Origin of the sequence: Enterovibrio qingdaonensis (assembly GCF_028683135.1) — a bacterium.
In the GTDB taxonomy this organism is placed as follows: domain Bacteria; phylum Pseudomonadota; class Gammaproteobacteria; order Enterobacterales; family Vibrionaceae; genus Enterovibrio; species Enterovibrio qingdaonensis.
The window spans coordinates 37,029-61,149 of record NZ_JAJUBB010000003.1; the positions used below are offsets into that span (position 1 = coordinate 37,029).

The 24,121-nt window shown below is 46.9% G+C and carries 21 protein-coding genes; 11 read left to right on the plus strand and 10 right to left on the minus strand.

Going from position 1 to position 24,121, the window contains the following annotated elements:
* The first annotated feature begins 122 nt into the window (after positions 1-122).
* Complete coding sequence (locus tag LRP49_RS05085; protein WP_274140665.1) at positions 123-1,046, plus strand: LysR family transcriptional regulator; 924 nt, start codon at positions 123-125, stop codon at positions 1,044-1,046.
* Positions 1,047-1,089: 43 nt separating this feature from the next.
* Here the strand turns inward: LRP49_RS05085 and LRP49_RS05090 are convergent, their stop codons facing one another.
* Positions 1,090-3,057 (minus strand): LTA synthase family protein, encoded by a 1,968-nt coding sequence (locus tag LRP49_RS05090; protein WP_274140667.1) that lies wholly within the window; start codon positions 3,055-3,057, stop codon positions 1,090-1,092.
* A gap of 293 nt (positions 3,058-3,350) precedes the next feature.
* On the opposite strand from LRP49_RS05090, the gene LRP49_RS05095 reads away from it, so the two are divergent.
* From LRP49_RS05095 to LRP49_RS05105, 3 genes are all read left to right on the plus strand, one after another.
* Entirely contained in the window at positions 3,351-4,283 is a 933-nt protein-coding gene (locus LRP49_RS05095) for a hypothetical protein (RefSeq protein WP_274140669.1), read from the plus strand.
* A gap of 362 nt (positions 4,284-4,645) precedes the next feature.
* Complete coding sequence (locus tag LRP49_RS05100; RefSeq protein ID WP_274140671.1) at positions 4,646-6,019, plus strand: hemolysin family protein; 1,374 nt, start codon at positions 4,646-4,648, stop codon at positions 6,017-6,019.
* Positions 6,019-7,035, plus strand: coding sequence for a hemolysin family protein (locus LRP49_RS05105; RefSeq protein ID WP_274140673.1), 1,017 nt, complete (start codon positions 6,019-6,021; stop codon positions 7,033-7,035). The genes LRP49_RS05100 and LRP49_RS05105 overlap by 1 nt, the downstream gene beginning before the upstream one ends.
* Positions 7,036-7,141: 106 nt before the next feature.
* Here the strand turns inward: LRP49_RS05105 and LRP49_RS05110 are convergent, their stop codons facing one another.
* Positions 7,142-8,266, minus strand: a complete 1,125-nt coding sequence (locus tag LRP49_RS05110; protein WP_274140675.1) for a M14 family metallopeptidase — start codon at positions 8,264-8,266, stop codon at positions 7,142-7,144.
* A 285-nt stretch (positions 8,267-8,551) separates the two neighbouring features.
* Between LRP49_RS05110 and LRP49_RS05115 the strand changes: the two genes are divergently transcribed.
* Entirely contained in the window at positions 8,552-8,959 is a 408-nt protein-coding gene (locus LRP49_RS05115) for a GNAT family N-acetyltransferase (protein ID WP_274140676.1), read from the plus strand.
* Between the two features lie 174 nt (positions 8,960-9,133).
* Here LRP49_RS05115 and LRP49_RS05120 read toward each other — a convergent pair whose 3' ends face one another.
* Positions 9,134-9,700 carry a hypothetical protein gene (locus tag LRP49_RS05120; RefSeq protein ID WP_274140678.1) on the minus strand — a complete coding sequence of 189 codons (567 nt, stop codon included), beginning with the start codon at positions 9,698-9,700 and terminating at the stop codon, positions 9,134-9,136.
* Positions 9,701-10,533: 833 nt separating this feature from the next.
* On the opposite strand from LRP49_RS05120, the gene LRP49_RS05125 reads away from it, so the two are divergent.
* From LRP49_RS05125 to LRP49_RS05150, 6 genes are read left to right on the plus strand one after another with little or no spacing between them, the layout of a single operon-like run.
* Complete coding sequence (locus LRP49_RS05125; RefSeq protein ID WP_274140679.1) at positions 10,534-10,821, plus strand: acyl carrier protein; 288 nt, start codon at positions 10,534-10,536, stop codon at positions 10,819-10,821.
* The gene (locus LRP49_RS05130) at positions 10,814-12,067 is read left to right on the plus strand and encodes a beta-ketoacyl-[acyl-carrier-protein] synthase family protein (RefSeq protein ID WP_274140680.1); all 1,254 of its coding nucleotides are present in this window, start codon (positions 10,814-10,816) and stop codon (positions 12,065-12,067) included. Before LRP49_RS05125 ends, LRP49_RS05130 begins: the two co-directional genes overlap by 8 nt.
* Before the next feature lie 26 nt (positions 12,068-12,093).
* Entirely contained in the window at positions 12,094-12,603 is a 510-nt protein-coding gene (locus tag LRP49_RS05135; protein WP_274140682.1) for a 3-hydroxyacyl-ACP dehydratase FabZ family protein, read from the plus strand.
* The gene (locus LRP49_RS05140; RefSeq protein ID WP_274140684.1) at positions 12,604-13,053 is read left to right on the plus strand and encodes a GNAT family N-acetyltransferase; all 450 of its coding nucleotides are present in this window, start codon (positions 12,604-12,606) and stop codon (positions 13,051-13,053) included.
* Positions 13,046-13,651 carry a GNAT family N-acetyltransferase gene (locus LRP49_RS05145; RefSeq protein WP_274140685.1) on the plus strand — a complete coding sequence of 202 codons (606 nt, stop codon included), beginning with the start codon at positions 13,046-13,048 and terminating at the stop codon, positions 13,649-13,651. Before LRP49_RS05140 ends, LRP49_RS05145 begins: the two co-directional genes overlap by 8 nt.
* A complete protein-coding gene (locus LRP49_RS05150; protein WP_274140686.1) occupies positions 13,651-14,256 on the plus strand; it encodes a CPBP family intramembrane glutamic endopeptidase in 606 nt (201 codons plus the stop codon). Before LRP49_RS05145 ends, LRP49_RS05150 begins: the two co-directional genes overlap by 1 nt.
* A gap of 10 nt (positions 14,257-14,266) precedes the next feature.
* On the opposite strand, the gene LRP49_RS05155 is transcribed toward LRP49_RS05150, so the two are convergent.
* The 7 genes from LRP49_RS05155 to LRP49_RS05185 all read right to left on the minus strand — a co-directional run bounded on the left by LRP49_RS05155 (position 14,267) and on the right by LRP49_RS05185 (position 23,925).
* Positions 14,267-15,511, minus strand: coding sequence for an ABC transporter permease (locus LRP49_RS05155; protein WP_274140688.1), 1,245 nt, complete (start codon positions 15,509-15,511; stop codon positions 14,267-14,269).
* Complete coding sequence (locus tag LRP49_RS05160) at positions 15,508-16,170, minus strand: ABC transporter ATP-binding protein (RefSeq protein WP_274140689.1); 663 nt, start codon at positions 16,168-16,170, stop codon at positions 15,508-15,510. The genes LRP49_RS05155 and LRP49_RS05160 overlap by 4 nt, the downstream gene beginning before the upstream one ends.
* Positions 16,157-17,275 carry an efflux RND transporter periplasmic adaptor subunit gene (locus LRP49_RS05165; RefSeq protein ID WP_274140691.1) on the minus strand — a complete coding sequence of 373 codons (1,119 nt, stop codon included), beginning with the start codon at positions 17,273-17,275 and terminating at the stop codon, positions 16,157-16,159. Before LRP49_RS05165 ends, LRP49_RS05160 begins: the two co-directional genes overlap by 14 nt.
* Before the next feature lie 124 nt (positions 17,276-17,399).
* Positions 17,400-19,106 (minus strand): ABC transporter ATP-binding protein, encoded by a 1,707-nt coding sequence (locus tag LRP49_RS05170; protein ID WP_274140693.1) that lies wholly within the window; start codon positions 19,104-19,106, stop codon positions 17,400-17,402.
* An 848-nt stretch (positions 19,107-19,954) separates the two neighbouring features.
* On the minus strand, positions 19,955-21,292 hold the full coding sequence (locus LRP49_RS05175; RefSeq protein ID WP_274140694.1) for an NAD(P)H-dependent oxidoreductase: 1,338 nt from the start codon (positions 21,290-21,292) through the stop codon (positions 19,955-19,957).
* A gap of 33 nt (positions 21,293-21,325) precedes the next feature.
* Complete coding sequence (locus LRP49_RS05180) at positions 21,326-23,026, minus strand: dihydroxy-acid dehydratase (RefSeq protein ID WP_274140695.1); 1,701 nt, start codon at positions 23,024-23,026, stop codon at positions 21,326-21,328.
* Positions 23,023-23,925, minus strand: coding sequence for an NAD(P)-dependent oxidoreductase (locus tag LRP49_RS05185; RefSeq protein ID WP_274140697.1), 903 nt, complete (start codon positions 23,923-23,925; stop codon positions 23,023-23,025). Before LRP49_RS05185 ends, LRP49_RS05180 begins: the two co-directional genes overlap by 4 nt.
* Positions 23,926-24,121 lie beyond the last annotated feature (196 nt).

Sequence of the window (24,121 nt, forward strand, 5' to 3'; positions counted from 1 at the left end):
CAATGAAACTGAGTTAAAACCATGAAAGTAAGAGTAAAAAAGGTTCGTATTTACGTGATTCACTGAGATGCGTAGGCGTTGGATATCAGAAGAACGGATACAGGGTTTAAGGAAAACAGAACATGCTCCCTACAATGAAACAGATTCGCTATTTTATTGCGACGGCAGATGCAGGGCAGGTATCGCTTGCAGCGAACGCAATGCACGTTTCTCAATCTGCAATCACTACCGCCATCAAACAATTAGAAGACATGCTGAAGGTGAGTCTTTTTGTCCGTCAGCCCCACGGTATGTTGCTGACGTATGAAGGTAACCAGTTCTATCAGCACGCCACCCACATAGTGAAAGAGCTTGAAGAGGCCATGCTGCTTTCACACCGTGGCGCAAATCAAGTCGAAGGCACCATCACACTGGCGATGTCATATACGTTAGCGGGGTACTTTGTGCCGCCGTATTTGACGCGATTTCAACGTAGTTACCCCAAGGTGAAAGTGAAGTTGGTGGAAGCAGCACGGAGCGACATTGAGGAAGGCGTTGTGTCGGGGGATTTTGATGTCGCCTTTATGCTGACCTCTAACTTGATCAATCAAGAAGACATCAGTTTTCAGACGCTACTGAGCTCTCATCGCCGGTTGTGGCTAAGTTCCAGCCATCCACTTCTGGGAAACAAAATGGTGACCTTCCACGATGTGGCTCAATATCCCTACATTATGCTGACCGTCGACGAAGCCAGTAACACGGCTCAGCGGTACTGGAATCAAACGCCTTATCAGCCTAATACCATTTTCAGAACCTCATCCGTAGAGTCTGTCCGGAGTCTGGTCGCCAACGATTATGGTATTACTATCTTATCTGACATGGTTTATCGCCCTTGGTCATTGGAAGGAAGAAGGGTAGAGGTTCGCCCACTGGCCGACCATGTTCCCGCCATGGACGTAGGGCTGGTATGGTCTAGAAAACGCGAACGAAGCGACGCTGTAAACGCATTTTGTGAGTTTATGGAGTTGTCGGTTACGCCTGACAGTGGCTCCGCGCAGCGATGTTAACAAGAGCGACTCGCGATACTCATCAAAGTATGTTGTTGGCTTACTACTTAGTAAGAAAATCAAGGCTGGGCTGTGCCGTGTAAAATGCCTCGTTAAAAGCGAGGCTGCCCCACATCGCATGTGCGTGAGCGCACTCCACGATATTCGTCTCGACTTTACTTTCGGTTAAGGTGTCGGTGTCGGGATCGTAGCGATACGTTGATATGCCTTTCTCGGGCCGGAGGACTACCACATTATTATCGGCAGTCATCCACCCAAAATTCTTGTCCCGCTGCATCATTGCCCGCTGTTTATAAAGCGGCACATCTTTCGTTAGGTCGTGACCAATCATGGGGTTGGTGCTACTGACACCCGCGAGCGACAAAAGGGTGGGCGGAATATCTAATTGACTCGCGAGCCGTGTATCAAACCTTGGTTCTATGCCACCACCAAGAATGATTGCTGGGATTTTGAAATGGCCAATGGGCACAGGCAAGTTACCCGTGGCGCGGGCATCGTGATCGGCAACAACAACGAAAATCGTGTTATCCCAATAGTTTGATTTTTTTGCCTTATCAAAAAAGGCTCCAACTGCAAAATCGGCATATTTTACGGCGTTTTCGACGGTGTTCTTTGGGCTGTTGTAAGGTGTGATTTTGTTGTCTGGATATTCAAACGGGGAATGGTTAGACGATGAAAATACCAAGCTGAAAAAGGGTTTACCTTTGGCTGCTAACTGGGTGAATTGCGAATCAGCCTTGTTATAAAGATCTTCGTCAGATACACCCCAAGAACCAACGAACTCGGGTGACTCAAAGGTTGGGAAATCCTGCATATCAGTAAAGCCATTTCCCAAGAAGAAGCTTTTCATATTGTCGAAATGGCTCTCTCCACCATAAATAAATTGCGTGTGGTAGCCCTGGTCTTTTAGTAAGTCTGCAATGGTGAAAAAGTTGGTCTGACTTTTCCCAAGTTTGACGACTGAACGCGCGGGCGTGGGGGAAAAACCTGTGGTGACAGCTTCAATACCACGTACCGACCGTGTCCCTGTTGCGTACATCCGGCTGAATGCCCAGCCTTCATCGATCAGTTTGTTGAGATTAGGAGACGCATCGATGCCGCCTAATCGGCTGACGTAACGGGCTCCGTGACTTTCAAGAAGTAGAATAACGATATTCTTTGGTTTTCCATTGAAAGAAGCGGTGTGGTTGGCAAGTGTCGGTGAGCTTTCAGAAATGAAACCATCGTCTTCAACAAGCATATTGGCACGGACTTCTCGAATGATCTTTTTACTGTCCATCAAAGGATATAGTTTAAATGCGCTCGACTCCGCGCCCATCTGCTTGGCGGCGAAAATGACGGAGTAAGAAGAGTTCAACACCAGATCGTTAACCAGTGGATCGCTTGAGAAGGCAACCATTGCAGGGTTTAAAGGGCGATGGCCTAAGCTGGAGCGTGCCCCCATCACGCCGAGTGCAACAACAAACAGCGCAATAGCTGGTCGCCAATACCATTTAGGGTATCTGAGATCGACAATCAAATGCTTCGACCATTTCCAGCCAACGACCACGGTAACGACAGACACCAAAAAGCCAATAAATAACTCGAGCTTATAGCCAGTCCAAAGCATGCCGAACACTTCTTTTGGGTAGACTAAATACTCGATGAATAGTCGATTAGGGCGAAGGTCATATTCAATAATGAAAGGCACTGTCGCGACTTCCATGTACACAACTAACCACAGCCCCGCAGTTATCCAAACGCGTAAGACAGTGTGCCAAACCCGACCAATTAAATGCTCGCCAGAAATGAGGGAAGACAAAAGGGCGGGGAGAATCAGCAAATAGCAGATACTGGAAATGTCGATGCGGAGCCCACTAACCAGCAGATGACTCCAGCCTTCGGCATCATTAACACGTTCGGTCTGCCACAATGCCAGACTTATTCTGGAAATGAAAAAGATAAACAAGACGACTGTAGCGGTTGCAGCAATGGGGTAGAGGGGGCCGAGCGAATTCTTTAATCTGGACAACAACGCATCTCCAACAGTCTATTTTTGCGTAAAAAGTGTCTCGCGTTGTTCTAACGGTCGGTATGCCATTTGATTCAATGCGTGTGTATTTTTGACTCGCATAAACAGTAATGACTTAACGGAGAGAGCCGCGTGTTAATAGTGATACTCAGAGGCCATCCGATCGGATTGCTGATTGCATAGTGTTAACGGTGAGAGTGATGAACAGTGGAAGAGACGTGTCTGTTTAGTTAATGAGATTTATTCGCCGCGAACATGTACACTTCTGCTATCTGAACAAGTAAATATGTCCCATGCAATCTGACTCACACACGCTCATAGATATCCCATTCAATTTTCGCCATACCTGTTGGTTTTGTGGTGAACCGTCCTCAAGAAGCCTGAATTTTCCTCGCAAAGCGAACAAAAACGTCGAGCACGCATTATTGGCGATTCCTGCATGCAAGGAGTGTGACTCGATTAAATATTCGCGGGATATAACGTCGATTTGGCGGTTAAGAGCCAGCATTAAACAAGCACTCATCACTAAATACACCAAGCATTTAGCCATCGGTGAAAACTGGACTAAGCAAGAACTCATTGAAAGTGAGTTTTCAGGTTCAATATTGGGTGGTTTTGGTCAAAGTGCGTGGGAGATGTATGAAATCGCCAAGCAGCGAATTGCCTATCAGGGCTGGCCGCTCAGTGTGAGTGAGCTTCCGTTCGATACGTTTGATGATACAAGTGGTTTCGATTTCAACGGTACACGTTATGCGTCTCTCAGCACTTGTATTGATTTTTTTGTGAGTGCAACGGATGTTGATAAAGACCTGCTTACGCAACTTGTCGAAATTGTTACCCCAGAGCGATTCGATTACGCGCTAAAAATCGCAAAGCTAAACAAACGTATTTCTTACGCAAGACGTGCGCAGATCATTGATGACATCACTGAGCAGGAAGCCGAAAAACGCGAAGCCGCACTAAGTCAAAGTGCCATAGACCACGCCGTTGAAGAGGTAACTGTATCCGGCGCGGTAGCCCCCGCATTTGCGATTCAGTGGGCGATGGAAAAAGGCGTGAAAACACTGCCTGAATTGTGCCCATTGGAAGATGACTATTTTGATGACTTCCAACACCTTGGCGGTGCAGCAGCTTTTGCTTCATACAATGGTTTGCAATTGTATCTACAAGCCCGTGAAGATGCTGGCTGGGTAGAGAGCAGCGATCCCAATAGAGACCTTTGGTAATCCGATGTCATAGCGTTGTCTGTCAGAAGCAAACAAGACGCAGAGCGCGATTTGATGGGGGTTACACGCGTTTTCTCGTTTTCTATTTTGTAACCAAGAGTTACGCCTTGAGTGACAGAGCACCGGCTGAATTTCATACAAATTTAGGATCAAATAGCGCGGTACTTAGAGTGATGAACGCTTGTTTGGCAACTATCATATCGCGCGTTAGCGATGTGTTACGCAAATATTAGTGGACGACTCTAATTTCGCGGCCCTATACTGCGCTTCCTGATATTACCGTAGGAATACTTTGTGGACCCCAACTCTAGTGTATTGTGTAATCCCTTACTGACGTTACGTTACCAAGGGAGGACACAATCATGATTGATACCCTTCTTACCCTGCTATTCGGCATTCTTTTTATCTTGGTGATTATTGCGGCAAACGGCTATTTCGTTGCGCAAGAATTCGCATACATGGCAGTGGATAGAGCAAGACTCGCCACACTAGCGGCCACGGGCGACGAAGCTGCGAAACGCGCGCTCGCCGTGACCAAACGTACAAGTTTCATGTTGTCGGGTGCTCAGCTTGGCATCACTGTTACCGGCTTGGTATTGGGCTTTGTTGCAGAGCCACTGGTCGGCCAATCTCTAGGCGTTTTATTGCAAGGCTTTGGGTTATCCCTAGAGGCGGGTATTGCCATCGGTACCGTCATCACACTCGCAGTTGCTATGGTTGTTCAAATGATCATGGGTGAGCTTTACCCTAAGAACCTTGCCATTGCTAACGCCGAACCTATGTCGCGTTTGATGTCTCGCTCGACGTTGATCTACATGTCTGCGTTTGGTTGGATCATCAGTTTCTTCGACAAATCCGCAAACCTTCTACTTCGTGCGGTTCGCATTGAACCTGTGCACGATTTGGATGTGAGCGCGTCTGAAGAAGATTTGCACCACATCATCGCAAACTCGCGCGAAAGCGGTGACCTGCCTGTTGAGCTGTCACTGATGATGGACCGTATTCTTGATTTCCCAGAGCGCGATGTAGAACACGCAATGGTTCCCCGTTCGCAAGTGGATTGGGTTGAGCCAGAAACGACATTGACAGAACTTCTGTCATTGATGGCACAAGCACACACGCGCTATCCGGTTGTTAACGATGATGATGCACCAGTGGGCGTTGTTCATCTGTCTGATGTGCTTGCGCGAATGGAAGCGGGTCACGCAGAAGACACAGTATCGTCAGTGATGCGTCCTGCAACGGTATTACCTACCTTGATGCGACTACCTGATGCCCTAGAGCAATTGGTGACATCGACCAACCAATTGGCCTGTGTTATCGACGAATACGGCGGTTTTGCTGGCGTATTGACGATTGAAGACTTGGCGATGGAAATCGTTGGTGAAATCACCGATGAACATGATGCTGAAAGCACTGAGGCCGTGGTCTCTGAAAGTAGCCATGTTTGGTTGATGGAAGGCGATGTTCACGTCGATGAAGTTGAGCGTGCGATTGGTTACGATCTGCCAAAAGGCGATGTGGAAACCATTGCAGGCTTGTTGATTGCCGAGCGTGGTGCACTTCCTGCTGAGGGAGATGCCGTCACGATTGAATTGCCAATTGACCCGTCGGAGTTGGCTTCAGGTGACGTCGTTTCACGATATTTAGAGGTAGATGTATTGCGCATTGAGCGACACGTACCAACAGAAGTGCGTGTGAAGCTGGTAGAGAAGCCATTGGTGGAGGGCGAATAATGACTGATCCTTTGATTGTCATCCTAGTGACAACTGCCCTTATCGTATTGAGTGGCTTCTTCGTTATCATCGAATTTGCGTTGATGGGCGCGCGTCGACACCGCCTTGAAGAAATGGCCGTTGAGAGCGCATCTGCACGTGCTGCTTTGCGCGGCATGAATGACCTGACACTGATGTTGGCGGGTGCTCAGCTGGGCATCACTTTCTGTACCTTTGCATTGGGTGCGGTTACTAAGCCTGCTGTCGATCAGTGGGTTGGGCCTGTATTCCTTGCTATGGGTATGCCAGATTGGGCAGCAGACGGTGCGGCCTTCGGTTTTGCGCTGTTTGTCGTGACGTTTCTGCACCTGGTAGTGGGTGAGATGGCACCGAAATCTTGGTCTATTGCCCATCCGGAAAAATCGGCACTGGCTATTGGTATCGTCGCGAGAGCCTACGTTTGGCCGCTACGCCCGCTGTTAAATTGGATCAACAGCATTGCAAACCGATTGGTAAAAGCATCGGGTGTTGAGCCTGTTGAAAGTGCCGCTGTCGGCGGACAAGACGTTGATACCATTCGTCAGTTGGTAGAGCACTCTGGCAAGGTGGGTACGCTGAAGCCGAACATCCAGCGTCAGCTTTCTGGTTTGATTGATCTTAGCTCTATCCCTGTAGAAACCTTGGTAACAGAAGGTCAGGTGATGGCGCATGTTGATAAGAATGCGACAATTGCTGAGGTGCGTGCAGCAGCAATGGCGTCAGGACACCTTCGTATTCTGTTGTGCGGCAAACGCGGGATTAAGCCTCTTGTGGTGCATGTGCGTGATACTTTGCTGGAACCGACCGATAAGGCTGCACGAGAAGTGGCGCGCAAAGCCTATGTGCTTGATTCGAAAACACCGGTTTACGAAGCACTTGCACGTATGCGTAAAGCCAGCGTACAGCTTGCGGTAGTGAGCAAAAACGGTGAAATGGTGGGTGTCGTGACATTGGCCGATATCATTAAACGTGTGTTGCCGACGACGGCAGGAAACTGATTCGTACCTCCAGTACCCAACAGGGTTAACGCTGGAGATGCAAACTAACACGTAAGAAAAAACGCCACCCATCGGTGGCGTTTTTCGTTTTATCTTTCGTGTTCCATCACAGCTTAGGCAATGTCGCCCAAATTGCGGCGAGCATATCGCTACCAAATGTGGCACTGCGCGATGGGGACCAACCGTAAACATCATCTGGCTGGTCGTTATGGTCTTTAAACGGCATCTCAACGGTGTAAGACAGACACTTGAACTGTTCTGCCACCCAATTGGTTGCCACCGTTAAGTTAGCTGTGCCCGGTGCGTTTTTCGGGTAACCGTGTACATCCTGAAACTCTGGGGTAATAGTCAGAAGGGCGTGCTTGAAGTGTGCTTCACGTGCCGCTAATGCTTCATCGTACGATGGGACGCCTTCGCTACCTGCTACAAAGTTGTATGGGATCGCCTCATCACCATGAATATCTAAGAACATATCAACGCCAGTCTCCAGCATGCGCTCGCGCACGTAGAAAACCTCAGGGCTGCGTTCCACAGACGGTGATTGCCATTCGCGGTTAAGGTTCGCACCCACCGCATTATGGCGCAGGTGACCGCGAATACTGCCATCTGGGTTCATGTTTGGTACCACGCGGATAACGGCATTATCAATCAGAGCCTTTCCAACCGTATCGGTTTCATCCAGCAGACGCAGCAGCAATCCTTCAATCAACCACTCTGCCATGGTTTCACCTGGGTGCTGACGACCGATGACCCAGATATTTTTCTTCCCTTCAGCAGGTTCACCAATGGTCAGCAGGCTGATGTCATTACCGTCGAGTGTTGAGCCCAGTGTTTCTAGCTGACAGGCGTAATGCGTTTGCGCATTGTGCAGCAAATCTTGGTGGCGATCGTACGAATACGGCGCGAAGTATGCGAAATACATAGAACTCATTTCAGGGATGACTGAAAAGCGCAAGTTATCGCCATCGAACTCCGAAGGAATGCGGAACCACTCGTTGCGATCATACGACGCGACAACGTCGTAATCTTGCCAGCCTTCTGTGTACGCCGATTTCGCAAGGTTTTGGAGTGTGAATTGATGCAGGTCTTGCGATGCGCTTTCCAGACGGAAATGGAACCACTGCGCCGTTTCTGTGTTGTTATCAGCAGGAATAGTGAGTTGAATGTTGTCGGGTGCTTCTGCGGTAACAACGTGGATGTTTCCGCTTTCGAAATTGCTAAAAATCTTCATTCTTATGGCTTTGTATAAGGGCTAAAGGATTACATTAGCACAGGTCTCACGCCTCGAAAGCGAACAATGCTGTATTAATTTACCAACTCATCAGTAATTCCAAGAGGGCGATACGAATCAGAGATAAAACGCGTTTATGGGTATTAGGTTAACCCATTCTTGCCTATTGCTGTCATGATAGGTTTTGTATGAGAGGGACGGACTAATCTGGTCTTCTGTCTTTGGACGAATAGGATAAGTTGTCCGCTAATTCAGTTGTTATAGAAAATAAGAGTCGACGTAAATATGGATATTAAAGTAGAACTCAATGGCGAGATTGAAGAGGCCGAAATCGTAGAATTGTATCGCGCTAACGAGTGGTCTTCAGCAGAAAAACCCGAACAGCTTTTGCTTGCTCTGCGCAATTCCCACACGCTAGTTACCGCTCGCGTAGCCGGAAAGTTGGTGGGGGTAGGCAATGCCATTTCAGATGGTCACCTGGTGGTTTATTACCCCCATATGCTTGTGCATCCTTCGAGTCATGGTAATGGCATAGGTCGCAAAATGATGGAGGCAATGCAGTCGGTGTACAACGGATTTCATCAACAAATGCTGACGGCTGATGGGGAGGCCATCGAATTCTACAAAGCCCTTGGCTTTGAGCGTGCAGGAAAAACAGAACCCATGTGGGTATACGCAGGAGCCGAGCATTAAATAGCTAACATGGCTTGGAACACCAACGCTAAGCCATTTCTGCCACAAAATGAGCCTGTCCTTTGCGTTATGAAGACACCATGAACCATGATGAATTGATGTAGAGAATGAATCGTGAAATCGAAAAAGCCGGCAAAGAGCCGGCTTTTGAATGTTTAGCCGAAAAGCGTTCGCTTAGTCGATAGAAACATCACCTTCGAGATCTTTCAGAATCATTTTTTGAATGTCGATGCCCATCGTCATAATGATGAGGCTCCAGTTCAAAAATGGCAGCGACCCATTTGCAACACCGTGTGCAAAGTTAGAGGCATTCCAATTGAAAACTGTCGAAAGCTTCTCAGTCGTTAACGAATCATAATTGTCATTATCAATCAGATTGCTGAACTGCTCTTGAGTGGGACAAAGGAATTTGTCGTTCGGCCTAAAAGCCGTTGGCTTGAAGTACGAAAGCATCTTTCTCACATTCACTTCAATAACGTCACCGTTACTTTGAATGTTTGGCTTACCAACCAGTGCACACAAAAAACACCAGCATGGGTAAGGAATGGAAGATACATTGTCTGGTTCGTTTTTGTAACGTGCAGTCCAAGCATTGACGCTTTTCGGCTGCAATCCTGTCACTTTTGCCAATTGAACGGCGTCGTAACCATTATCTTTCAGTAAGTTAATGATTGTTGCAACTTCTGAAACAAAAGGTTTTGTCCAATTTTTGAAAGGTACGAGTGTCGTGTCTCTTATCATGATTGAGTGAAATCTTATCTATAAACAAACAGTAGGTTTGCTTCATTGTAACGTTGACAGGAATCATACGTACCTCGCTTTATAAGTCCAGAGTTATTGGCAAGCGTGTTATAGGGTGTCAAGACGGGCAAATCCTATGTTCGTGACTATTTGGAAATGCACAAACGAACCACTGGTGTTGGTTTCTCACTGATGTTCTTCACTGTTCAAGCGTCTAACTGAAAGGGATGGCGTGTTCTAAGCACTGTGCATATGCGCTTCTCACCGGTGAAAGGCACATGGCATGCAGGAAACGAACGCGTGGAATAGGTATTTCTTTGTGTTTTATGGCGGTGTTTGCGCCTCATATTAGAACACTATTAGTTCATGTGAATTTTAAATTAACCAAGTGATTTTGGTTTGAGTGATATTTACAAGAAAGGATTTAAATGAATAAATCATCTCATTTAGATAAAATTGTAATATGTTTCGATGTGGTGGCCAAGTTTTGAGATTTTATGCGTTTTCATAACAATTTGGCTGATGATGGTTTAATGGTGCTCTTCTACAGTGGATACACTTGTTAATACTCATTGTTTTTGGGTTAATTTGACTAGAAACAAAAAGATATAACTTTTCGTATTATTTTATTACTATTTTTGTTTATTTTAATTCTAGATTGTAATGAATGATGGTTTCGCTGGGTTTTAGGTCCTTTTTGATATTTGTAGTGGTGTGTATGCAACTGATTGGATTGACCCTATTTGGGGCCGTTGTTAGCTTCTAATTAAAGGGAGATACACAAGTGAAGTGTTGCTGGTGTAATTGATTTATGGGATTTTAATGGTAGTGGCATGAGTATTTTTTTAGAAAACAAACATCATTTAACCGACTCGATAATAACAGAAGTCTTGGAACGATTGGAGGCAGAGTCCGAAAGTGCGGTGGCAGCTAAAGATATTCTACCCACGATGTCACTACGAGACGATCTTGGTATGGATTCGATGCAGGCTGTGTCATTGACCCTCGACTTAGAAGATTCACTGTCTATTTCCATTGATGACGAAGATTTAGTCAAACTCAGTACCGTGAGTGATCTTTTTGAAATCATTGAATTAAAGCTAAGCGAAAAAGATGGATAATCGTAGACGGGTAGTGATAAGCGGTGTTGGTGTTGTTTCTTCAATCGGAAATGATTTTGATACTGTCACTGAATCTTTGAAGCTCGGTCGCAGTGGTATTCGTGCCGTTGAGTCTTGGTCTGAATATGGGTTAACCAGTCGCATTGCTGGTTTGGTTGACTTAGACGAATCAAAAATACAATCAGCAAACATTCCTCTTAAACTTCGTAAAGCGATGCCAACCTCAACACTCTATTGCAGTGTTGCAGCGAATGATGCGATTTTGTCGTCTCGCTTGAGCCCCGAAGAGCTCGCGGACCCGCGTACTGCTTGTCTTGTTGGCAGCGGTGTGGCTGATGTGGGTGTTATACATAGGGAAGGGGTGAGGTATTACAACGGACAGGTTCGTCGTTCAGAACCTTATACGGTGCTGAAATCCATGAGCAGCACGCCGAGTGCAATACTGACAAAACTCTTTGGCATCACTGGGCGAAGCTATTCCATCTCTTCTGCTTGCGCGACGGGCGCACATAATATCGGACATGCTTACGAACTCATACGTGATGGCGTGATAGACAGAGCAGTCACAGGCGGTTGTGAGGAAGTGAATGAATTGATTGTGGCATCATTTCAAGCGTTGAGAATGGCTCTTTCTACCGGTTTCAATGACACGCCAGAGGCCGCATCTCGCCCCTATGATCGCGATAGAGATGGGTTTGTGATTAGCGGCGGAGCTGGCGTGCTTGTGCTGGAGTCGCTTGATTCAGCCATAGCGCGTAATGCGCCAATCTATGCAGAAATCGCCGGTTATTCTGCGAATTCAGACCCTCATGACTTAGTGCTTCCCCAAGCCGATGGCGGTACGTTTGTTGATTGCATCTTTAGCGCATTAGAAGACGCAGGTGTATCCACTGAAGACGTCGATGCCATCAATACACATGGAACAGGCACGGGCCCTGGCGATGTGGCTGAAGTGAATGGACTGCGCCGAGCTTTTGGAGAAAACAATGTGCCGAGATTCTCGTCGACGAAATCAATGACAGGACACGCGATTGGCGCAGTAGGTGCCATTGAGTTGATAGCTTGTATCGCGATGCTGAAAGAAGGTTTTATCGCGCCGTCAATCAATATTGAAAACATTGACCCTTTGTTTGCAGATGCCCCCATCGTTCGCGAAACCACCCCCGCGGATTTGAAGACGGTTCTGTCTTTAAACTTTGGCTTTGGTGGGACAAATGCCGCGACTATCCTGCGGAAAATGGACTGACACTTGAACGTTAGTGAATAGAGAGTATGGATAGAGATTTCATTGACGAACTTCGCGACTCGCAAGGCGTACTTGATAAAGCGTCAGTTGGTGCAATTTTACCGTATGGTGACGCATTTTTATTCGTAGAATCAGTCAGTTATTTAACCGATTCGGACGTCATCGCGCAATACAAGATCCCCGTTTCTTCCAAGCTGATCAATGCGCATTTCAAGCATGTAAGCATGATGCCTGGCGTTTTGATGGGCGAGGCATTGGCGCAAGCAGGTATTGTTTTAATTCATTACCGGAGTGAGTTTGAGGAACCGACGGATGTTGTCGCCAGCACTGTCAGTCAAATGCGATTTAAAACCCCCGCGTTACCTGGAGATACCCTAGAAGCACATGTCACCATTAAGGCCATTAATCGTCTGGGAGCCAGGTTAACCGGAAATTCCTACGTAAATGGGCGAGAAGTCTTATCTGCCACTTTTGATCTCACCTTTGTCAAAAGAAAAAATCTCATTGAACATGTTTCTAAATATAGGGAGAGCTGAGTGTCGTTTAGGTTAGCCGCTGTCGATGATTTTATAGATATAGAGTCATCAAGTTTTAAGTGTTCGAGTTATAAAAACCTTGCTTACCCGCTTGGTTGTTCAAAGTCAGAACTCGATTCGGCATTGGGTGATGGTGATTTTGTTGTGTTTAGTGATACAGCGAAAGTCGGATTTGTCAGAGTAAAAGCCCTGTTTTCTCGCATCGCCTATCTTGACCTCCATTTGTTGTGTGACGTTGCTGATGATGACATTCGGGCAGTAATGAACTGGTTAGCGGCGCATTATGATGTAGGTAAGTATTACATCCAACTACTCCCCAATGAGCAACGAGAAATAGAGTGCTTAACACGTTTAGGCTTTGCTGAGGAAGCGCGATTGAAAAAACAGTTGTTTGTTGAGGGGGCGTATTGCGATTTATTAATGATGGGAAGTGAGGATAAACGTGTTTGACAGTGTTCGTGGAATCTATTGCGCGTTGCGCCGTCCTAACCTCGAAGATCTTGATACCATCGCGGGCTGGCTAGAAGACCCTTACCTGAATTCGACCGTCTTTGATGGCTCGAACTTTACCAATGGAGCCCAAGACCAAGCGATGACTTGGCTGGAACAAAATGCGGCTGTTTATGGTGGCGATAACCTTTTGGGATTGGTGTGCTCGGTCAAGAGTGGGAAGCCAATAGGGATGGTCTGGTTTAACAATATTGACTGGAAAAGCCGCACAGCCGATCTTCGCTATTTAGTGGGAGAAGCGGAATACCGTACCAGTGTATTTGGACCCGAGATTGCACTGTTAAGTCTTCAAATGGCTTTTCACGTGATGAATTTACATAAAGTCTATGGCTATGTTTTATCAGGCAATGAGGATTCAATCCGTCTTGCTGAGTTTGGCGGCATCAAAGAGGGTGTGTTGAAAAATTACGTGCCTGTTGAGGACGGATGGAACGACTACCATCTCTATGCCATGTTCTCAGATGATTTCCAGGCGCTGTTGCAAGAACACAAAGACGGGGTTCTACGCCGTCATTTTAGAGCCGGAATTTTCCAGTAGTGTTATTGCTGGCATTTTTATTTAGCTCGGTTGTCGCTTTGTCTTTGTTATACCCGAAAGTCATTGGTGATAGCTTTGGCTTCCTATTAATGCTGCCAGTTATCGCCTACTCGGCGTATTTCTATGTTGATTGGCAGTTTGCGTTTTCGCTTCAACTTATCGCGATTATCTTAGGTGGTATCTGCGTTGGTGTAGGGTTGCTGGCCGCGGGATTACCAATGAGTTCACCTCAGCCACGACAGTTTATTATCAATAGCTTCTCTGGGTTAAAGTACCTAAAACGCAACCGATGCTATCTCCTCTTTCAGATGGGAATAACACTTTACGAAGAGTGCATTTGGCGAGTGTTTTTAATTAGCACGCTGTTATTGGTGCTTCCTGATTGGGGGGCCATTTGTGTCTCGTCGGTACTGTTCTGGACAGTTCACGAGGAGAATAGGCCGCTCGGTTGGCATTCGCTGGAATTTTTCCTTTTCGCAATACTGCTTGGTGTTGCCTATGCACTGACTCATTCGGTGCTATTTGTCTGGATAGTTCATCTAACCAGAAATGCACTTATCCTATCAGCCTCCTATTATGAGCAACACGAAGTGGGAGTTGGCTGACAGTCTGGCGTTATGAATCCCTAAGTGCATCTACTGGCTTCATCTGAGCTGCTCTTCTGGCGGGTACATAGCCTGCAATCAAACCAACCAAAATTGACACACAAAGTGCAATGCTGACGCCCCCGATCCCGGGAAACAGTGGAAAGCCAGTAAAGATGTTCAATACAAAACCTATGAGTACACCCACGACTAAACCCATTAAACCGCCAATCAGGCAGATGAATACAGACTCGGCGATAAACTGAATCATGATATGGGTCCGATGTGCACCGATTGCGGCGCGAATGCCGATTTCCCGCGTTCGTTCAGCGACAGCTGTACTCATAATGCCAGCAACACCTATGGCTCCGACGATCAAAGCACTGGATGCTGCAATAATACCGATGATGGTGACACCATCAAGTATGTTATCAGTGGTGTCGATGTATGAGGCGAGGGTGCTGCTTTCGTAGTCGAAAACGCCGTGATACCGCCTTGATAGCACACCTTTTATCTGCTCAATTGCGGCTTCCGCTGTTTCTACCGATACGGCTTCTGCCTGAATATAGCTAATGTCGTCATTCCCATTGAGAGCCTGTACGAGGGGATAGCCGACCAAGACTCGGTTATTCACATCGCCGCCTGCAGAGCCGATGCTGGAGAGTAAATCGCGACTTTTTGAGCGGAGAACGCCAATCACTAAATACTCGCGACCAGATATTCGAAATGAACGCCCGAGGGGGTTGGAAATACCAGGGAATAAATTGGATAACACTGTTTCGCCAATAATGGCGACAGGTCTGCGGTTTCTGACTTCGACGTCCCGAAAGCCTCTTCCAATGCGTAACTGGTCATTGTTGATGGTTAAAAAATCCGTATTTACACCAGTAACTTGCGCATTGCTGTAACGATTGCCAGCTTGAACGACAGGCGGCTGGCCATTGGGTGTGACGATTGGACTGATAAGCCTGACGGAAGGGCAGCAGTCTGCTTGAAATGCGATTAAATCATTATTATTGATGCCTGTGCCCGTGCGTGTGCGTTTATGCGGGTCGTTACTTCCGTAGGTGCGATATACCCAAACGGATTTGAGGCCAAATGTCTCAAGTTCCTTCATGACAAAGGCTTTACCTCCGATACTGACCGTATCAACGGTCATGACGGCAGCGATACCCACAGCAATGCCGATCATACTCAGCATCGACCTTCCCCAGTTCTCAAGCATGGCTAGACGCGCCTCTCTGAACAGATCGAGCAGAACTCGCAATCCTTTCATAACACAATCCTGCCGTCTCGCATGTGCACGATTCTGTCAGCGGTCTCAGCTAAATGCGCATCATGAGTGACCATGACAATGGTATGCCCCTCAGCATGCAACTCCTTAAATAAATCCATTACTTGTTGCCCGGTGCTGCTGTCTAATGCGCCTGTTGGCTCATCCGCAATCAGTAACTTGGGCTTGTTGACCAGTGCGCGTGCAATGGCGACACGTTGTTGCTGGCCACCGGAAAGTTGGTTGGGTAAATGTGTGGCACGGTCGGCCAGACCTACACGTTCAAGCGCGGCTAACGCAAGTGCCTGTCGCTGGGAAGGGGGAGTACGTTGATATACCAATGGCAGCATGACATTCGCTAACGCATCGCGCCGCGAAAGTAAATTGAATGATTGGAATATTGTGCCAATCAAAGAAGAACGGAGCGTCGCAAGCCCGTCATCGTTTGTTTGATGAACAGCCGTACCGTCTAAGTGATAAGTGCCCTTATCGGCATTATCTAAGCAGCCAATGATGTTGAGCAGGGTGCTTTTTCCTGAACCGGAGGTGCCCATTATCGCTACAAACTCTCCTCGTTCTATTTTCAGATCAACGCCCTGTATCACAGGTAATGCGTTGTCTCCCCTGAAATAGGATTTATGCAATGCTTCAATTTTGATCATCTTCGATCAACCTTACTGCACGTCCATTTTCAAGATACTCGCTATCAAACAGAGCAACCCATTGCCCTTCCTGAACACCACTGAGAATTTCCACATGCGTGTCCGTTTCTAAACCTGATTCAACAGGCTGCAAGCGAATAGTGCCTTGTTCAACCAGTGCGATTTCAAAGACGCCGTGCTTGCGTTCTCGCAACGCGCTGTAAGGCAGGCTGAGAACACTTCCACGTTCTTCTATGACGATTTCAATATCCAGTTGCTGTCCCAAAAGCAGTTGGGGGGCTTCTTCTCCTAACCCCATACGAACGGGAAACGTATTGAGATATCGTTCTGAAGTCCGTTCGATGGCTGGACCAATCCAATGGATTTGGGTTTGCCAAACTTGGTTGGGAAAGGCATCAGAGGAGACGTTAACCCTTTGGCCAACGTGAATTCTTCCACTATCAACAGCATCCAGATTGGCTTCGATTTCCCATCCTTCAATCGCAACGAGCTGGAAAAGCTCAGTGCCAGCTTCAACCCATTGTCCCGACTCCGTCCACTTTTCAATGATGACAGCATCAAAGGGGGCATTAAGCTTTTGCCAATCTTGCTCAAGTGCGCTCATTTGGGCGTCAGCCTTTGCAATTGCAACGGCAGCTTGTGCCGCTTCCAATTCATACTGAGCTTGATCCAGAGCCTCAACAGCGACCAGTTTTTTGTCGGATAACTCTGACAATCGGCTGTGGCGTTGTTGTTGCTCTTTCAGGCGAACGGTCTGTTGCTGAACGACGGCTTGAGCGCGTTGGAGTCGGGCGATAGATGCGCGGTTATCCATGGATGCTAAAGTGTCATCTTTCTTGATCAGATCACCACGCGCAACGTAAACCTCCTCGACGCGACCATTCACCAACGCAGTCAGCGAAACGGTGCGATCATTGATGACCTCACCGGTTACGCGAATAATGTAGGCCATATCATTCCGTTGCACTTGCACACCGGAAACATCAAGCGGGGGCTTTTGATAAAAAAAGTAGCCTGCTGCTCCGGCACAAATCAGAACAAGGATAGCGAACGTACTCTTGAAATAGCCCCTCATGTAATGCTTACCATACTGCTTCGACTTCATAAGAGGTGCTCTCAATCTCTATCCCTAATAATTCTGAAACGATGAGGACGTTAGCCGTTCAGATTGTTCATATCGAAGAGATGGAAGTGAGGTGGTGCATCCCTTCGAGTATTTTCTTGAAGCTTTAGTCCCTACCGAGCTTCATTGTTGAATTTTCCGTCACGCGAGTCGCGTTCCGTAAGCTGTCGACTTCGAGATAAACGACGCGATCGACCGCATCAAAAAGGCGATCATCATGGCTTACGATCACCACTATCTTGGACTGCTTATGAGTCTTGATAATATCAATAAGCAGTTTTACGGCCTCACTGTCTAAGTTGTTGGTTGGTTCGTCCATCAGTAAAACAGGCGTATCCCGCAGTAAGGCTCGTGCCAATCCTAGTTTTTGAATTTGACCACCCGACAGTTCTGACCGAGCATCTTTAATCACGTGGTCAATCCCTTTCTCTAGGCGGGCAATCCACTGCCCCAGACCGACTTGTTTCAAGGCTGCTTGAATTTTATCTTGCTCAACGTCCATCCCAAACGTCACGTTGTTGCGAATGGAGTCAGAAATAATGTGGATTTTCTGCGGAACCATCGAAATCGACTGAGAGCGATGTGATAAGCCGTTTAGATCAACGGAATCGAGTCTAATTTGCCCTGATTGAGGCTGAAGCTGTCCGCTAAGGATTGTCAGTAGTGTTGATTTGCCCGCACCGTTGCCGCCATTAATCAAATGCGCTCGGCCTTTGTCGAACACCAAATTCAGATGGGTGAATAAAGGGGAATCATGATGATAGGAAAAGCTCATATTATCTAACGTCATCGCGTCAAATGCGCTTGATGGCTCAGTTTGTGGAAAAGCGTTAGCTGCGGAATATTGTTCAGATTGTGCTTGCGCTAAATCACATAATTCCTTTACACGCATCAACGCAGTTAATTCATTGGGGATGCTTGAAGCGAACTCAATAATTCTAATCAGTGAGGGAACCATCAAGTTTAATGTCGCGGTATAGGTGATGATTAAACCTATAGTGAGCTGTTCCTCAATGACCATGGCACCACCAAGATACCAAATGATGACCATGGCCAGCATGGGAATGCCCATAATAATCATGCTGACTTTGGCGTCGTATAACTCTCGGGTACAACGTTTATATTCCAAGTTTTCGACGGCTTTTCGGCTATGACCTAAAAAGAAAGTTTCAGCACCATAGGTTTTTATTTCCGCATCCGCTTCAATGGTTTCTTGTATGACAGTGATCTTTTTTGCTGAGGCATCTGTTTCATCTTTGGATGATGACCATAACGCACTGTCGAATCGCATATAAACAATGACGGCAGCGGGTAAAAGTGTAAGAAGTATGGCACTCAATTGCCAATTCATGAAAAAAACAATGATTAATAAGGCGACAGATAATATCAAGTGGTGGACGACACTTGATAACCCGTAGGGCATAATGACTTCAAACTGCTCTATATCCCTCGTCACCCTAGACAATAGATCGCCATTGTTGATTTTGAGTCGCTGATTATAATTCAACCCCAGAATGCTCTTAACCACATTCTGGTTAAAATCAATCATGATTTCTCTGCGTACCTTCAGGCGAAACCATGCGTTAACGTAACTTGTTATCAAGTAACCGCCGTAAAGTGTCGCGAGCAGAAGAACGGTCTTCAGTAGCAAGTTTGAGTCTGAACTGGGCAGAACTTGGTCGATGAGATGGCCAGACAAGTAGGGCAGTGGGGCTTGAAATGCTGTTAACAACAAAGCCAATAGCAAAAAAGCCAAAGAATGAGATTTTCTTGTTTTATAGATAATTTTATATAAATAAGAAATTCGAATCACAACCTAATCTGAATGTAGAGAATAACGATTTGACTATAAAATCAAATAGACCCAGTGTAACTATGAATCTCACAACTCAACTTTTAAAGAGGGGATGAATAAGCATCCCCATATTTAAGTGTCACAATACCAACAGTAATGCGTTTATTTGAAGGTATTTTATAGACACGTTTAGAGACACTAATCTTACTGTAAAATGTTAAGGCGTACAGCAAGGGCCTGGAGGAGTAGGGCCAGGGTTAGGTGGCTTTTTCTTAGTAGCCAAAACAGGACCTTTTTTCGCGGCGAACTTTATTTTCTTCATTATCCTTTCCTTGTGTTAACTAAATTAATGATTAACGTAGTCAATATATGCACTTAGTTTAATTGTATAAATAAATGCCACTCTATTGTTGTAAAGCTTTATTCGAAAGTCAAATTCACCAAAAATAACAAGGTTTCTGTTTGTATTTATATCGTTTTGATGATGAGATTTTTCTTTGTTTATAAGTCACTAACTCTCTTTTTCTCATTAATTTACCATCGATTCCGCAATGATTTACAATTGATTTCTAATAAGATTTAATTATCCTCTCATCGGTTATTATGAAATTTAGCTTAAATAATACCTGAGTAAGTGAGTGTTTTTAATTGAGCGTGAGGTGTAACTGATTGATATAAAAGGTTGCATGCCAATGCTTGGCCTTAAGCTTGAGCGGAAATTACGCGTTTTAACAGGCCTGAAATTGCCGTGCTAGGTGTTATCAACGTTTTCTACGCGTCCGCAGGCCTATTTGCGGCCCGCGGTCGGATTAATCCTGTATTTTTGCTTAAAAGGATCTTAATCAAAACAAGCAGCATCGGCTTGATTACACATATTTGGGTTCAATTTCTTTGCGAAGTTTATACGCGGCAGTCGTTGTATCGATATCCACATCATCCCATTTCACGGCTTGGCCTTCCTGAACGGCATTCTTTAGGACAACATTATGTGCTAGACCTAGCGGTAAATATCGATTTTCAACGGAGATCGACGCGGGGCGTAATCCGCCTGACACGGTGTAACCGCCTTCACCATCGAGCATTTCGCCTGCCGCGAGGTTGCGCTTTGCGATTGCGACGACGTCTGCTCTGAACGATGTGGCGAACCCAGTTGCTTCTTCACGCAACCCTACCGAGGCGACAGAAATTGCTAACTCCAGCCCGATTAAATGCCAGCGTTTGTGGTTAACCATGAATCTGCCGGAAGGGTCGGTGACCACTTTATATTCTTCAAAACAGTTTTTGTGGTAATCCGTGTCTGCCTCGATACATACCCAAACACCCTTTCGAATGTCATTGGGGATTTGTTGGCCGTCCAAGGTTAGACAAGACACGACTTCCACCATTCCTGCGCGTTCGAGAACGCCGCCGAGTTCTTTAGGGCGCATGAGGGTAGGAATGTCATCCACTGAGCCTGGAGGGAAGAGTAATCCATTTGTTGGGACATCCAGGCCTGTGCCATTGGCAATGGCTGCAGATTCAATCGCGGGCTTTGAGCCATCCAGAAATGCATTAAACATTTTGGGGTTCAAGCGGCCGCGTTTTGCTTGCTCTGCGGTTAATCCCCAGTGATCCCAGACCGTGTCGGGTGTGGAATGGCGGTAATGAGGTAACCATTTATGGCCTCTTCCCGCAGCAACAACCTTGAATCCGCTCGCGCGAGCCCAGTCTACCAACTCACAAGCCAATGCAGGCTGATCGCCATACGCCATGCTATAGATGACGCCAGCTTCCTTGGCTTTTAATGCCAGCCCGTAACCACAAAAGGCATCAGCTTCAACGGTCACATTGATCACATGTTTATTTTGATGAAAAGCACCAAGGCAGTGCTCGACAGCAGCCATGGGGTTGCCTGTCGCTTCGATGATGATTTCAATTTCAGGCTGTTCGACGAGGCTACGCCAATCATCCGTCACATGTGTTGTTCTTTTGCTGACAGCCTCTTCTAAATTTGCAGCAGAATAAGAGGCTTTAGGCCAGCCGACGAGTTCGAGATTTGATTGCACTGCGCTTGGGAATAAGTCAGCAATACCGACAACGTGAATACCGGGTAAACGTGTGACCTGAGACAAAAACATGGTCCCGAATTTTCCCCCTCCAATCAAACCGACCTTAATGGGAGTGCCTTCTTGTTCACGCTGCTTGAGTTTGGTGAAAAGGTTCATGTTAGCTTCCTAGAAAATGAGTAGGGGACGGCATCAGGAATCAACTGATGTATGACGAAGGAAATCAAAATCACAACCATCGGGGGCTTGTAAAACGGTCTTGCTATATAGCGCGCGATACCCGCGTTCTGGTGTTTTCAGTGGTTCTTTTTCTGCCAGCCGTCTCTCAATTGTCTCGTCGTCGACCAATAGCGATATGCGCTTTTGGCTTACGGAAAATTGAATGCGGTCTCCGTTTTCAACGGCTGCTAATGGGCCGCCAATACCGGCTTCAGGCGATATATGAAGAAGAATGGTGCCGAATGCTGTTCCTGACATACGGGCATCTGATAAACGCACCATGTCTTTCACGCCTTTTTGTGCGAGTTTCTTGGGGATGGGGAGGTATCCGGCTTCGGGCATGCCAGCCGCGACCGGGCCTGCATTTTTTAACACCAGAATGTCATTGGGTTCTACATCAAGATCTGGGTCGTCAATGCGGTTTGCGAGATCTTCCAAGTTCTCAAACACAACGGCTCTGCCTTCTACTTCAAACAGTTCTGGTGTGGCAGCTGCACGTTTGAATATCGCGCCGTCTGGGGCGATGTTGCCTTTTACTGAAATCAAGCCACCAACATCCGAGACAGGATTGTCGAGTGATTTGATATAGGTGCGATCAACCCAATCCATCGGCTCTTCAAGAATGTCTCCGAGGGTTTGTCCGGCAACGTTAATGGTATCGAGGTGAAGCAGGTGTTTAATCTCATGCAATACCGCGCGAAGGCCACCTGCAGCATAGAAATCTTCCATATAGCCTTCGCCAACGGGTTTCAAATTCACCAGAACCGGCGTTTCATCCGAGATCTCATTGAGTCGCTCATCAGAAATCTTGATGCCCAATCGACCTGCAACAGCGGTTAAATGGACGATCGCATTGGTTGAGCCGCTGATAGCCATGAGTACACGAAAGGCGTTCTCAACGGATTTTTCGGTAATGATTTCACTCGGAAGAATCGGGTTATCAATCAGTTGAACGATGGCGTGACCACTTGCTTCAGCCGCGACCAAACGTTCTGAGTGCACTGATGGAATCGCCGCTGTATCGGGCAGAGACATGCCAAGAATTTCTGCAATACACGCCATGGTACTTGCGGTACCCATAACGCCACAGGTGCCAGAAGTGGTTGATAATTTACCTTCTATTTCAGTGATCTCAGCGGTATCAATCTCGTTGGCGCGATATTTTCCCCAAAAGCGACGGCAATCTGTACAAGCACCCAGACGCTCCCCGCGGTGGCGACCTGTCGACATAGGTCCAGTGACGAGTTGAATGGCGGGAATATTGGCTGAAGCGAGCCCCATTAATTGCGCGGGGACGGTTTTGTCACATCCACCAATTAAAACGACCGCGTCCATGGGTTGAGCGCGTACCATTTCCTCTGTATCCATTGCCATGAGGTTGCGATAAACCATGCTGGTGGGGCTGAGAAAAACTTCACCTAGAGAGATGGTAGGAAATGGGCGAGGAAGCGCACCAGCCGCGAGGATCCCTCGTGATACCGCATCTACGAGCTCAGGCATGCCTCGGTGACAACTGTTAAAGCCTGAGGGCGTCATTGCGATACCGACAATGGGCTTATCCAGCATTTCCTTGGATATACCCATTGAACGTGCAAACGACTTCCGCAAATAGGTCGCAAACTCTTTGTCACCGTAGTTGGTGAGGTTGCGTTTTAAGCCACGTTCTTTTGTCATTTTGAATCTCCTTCAGCATTCCTTGCGCGAAATCTGACATCAAGCAGATCTTCGAAGACACGTATCATGCCGCCTTTATCCTTTGCGCCATGTCCGTTAAGTAACGCCGCTTGATAAGTGGCTGTTGCAGCAGCTAAAACCGGTGTGGGTATTTGATTCTGAACCGATATTTCTGCACCACTGATCAAATCTTTGTAGGCATGTTCCATGGGGTATCCTTTGTCAAAGACACCATTCAACACATTGGGAATGAAGAATTCTGATGCGTAGCTTCGGCCGGTTCCGCTGTTAACCACATCGCCGACTTTTGTTGGGTCCAGCCCCAGTTTGACGGCCAGCGGCAAGATTTCTGCTAGGGCTGCGGCGTTGATATCAAACAGGAGTTGATTGATCAGCTTGGTGAGTTGCCCACTGCCAACAGGCCCCATGTAGATGATGTTTGAGGCCATGCTGGAAAACAGTGGCTGAAGGCATTCAACTAACTCTTGTTCGCCGCCACACATGACGGTGAGGGTGCCATTTTCTGCACGCGCCCTCATGCCAGATACTGGCGCATCGACAAATTTCAAACCCAACGAAGCGAGCTTCTCTGAAAGAGAAATTGTGGTGCTATATTCGACGGTGCTGGTATCAACAACAATCGTTCCGGGGCGCAGAACCTCAGCTAATCCATTTGGCCCAAAAAGAACCTGATCGACGATGCTTCCACTGGGTAAACACAAGAAAATGACCTCTGAGTCTGCAATATCCTGCATATTTGCCGTGGTGATTACCCCAGATGCTTCTAAATACTGGCGGGTAGCTTCATCTCGACAGTGTGCCGTTACCCCAAAGTTTGAAGCTAGATTGGCAGCCATCGGACCGCCCATTTGACCAACACCTACAAAACCCGCTTTCATCAACACCTCAGTTATATCCGTTGCTATGCATTACTTGATCATAATTGGTGAAGTGGACCTCCCGAAGCGTTCAATAACGATGCCCCCGTTACCGAAATACGTTGCCACTTTGTGAGCGCCCGGTGTTGGTGCAAGGTATTGAGTTACAACAGAAGGTGATCTGCCGACGATGTTTGCTATGCGGCGCGTCATCGGG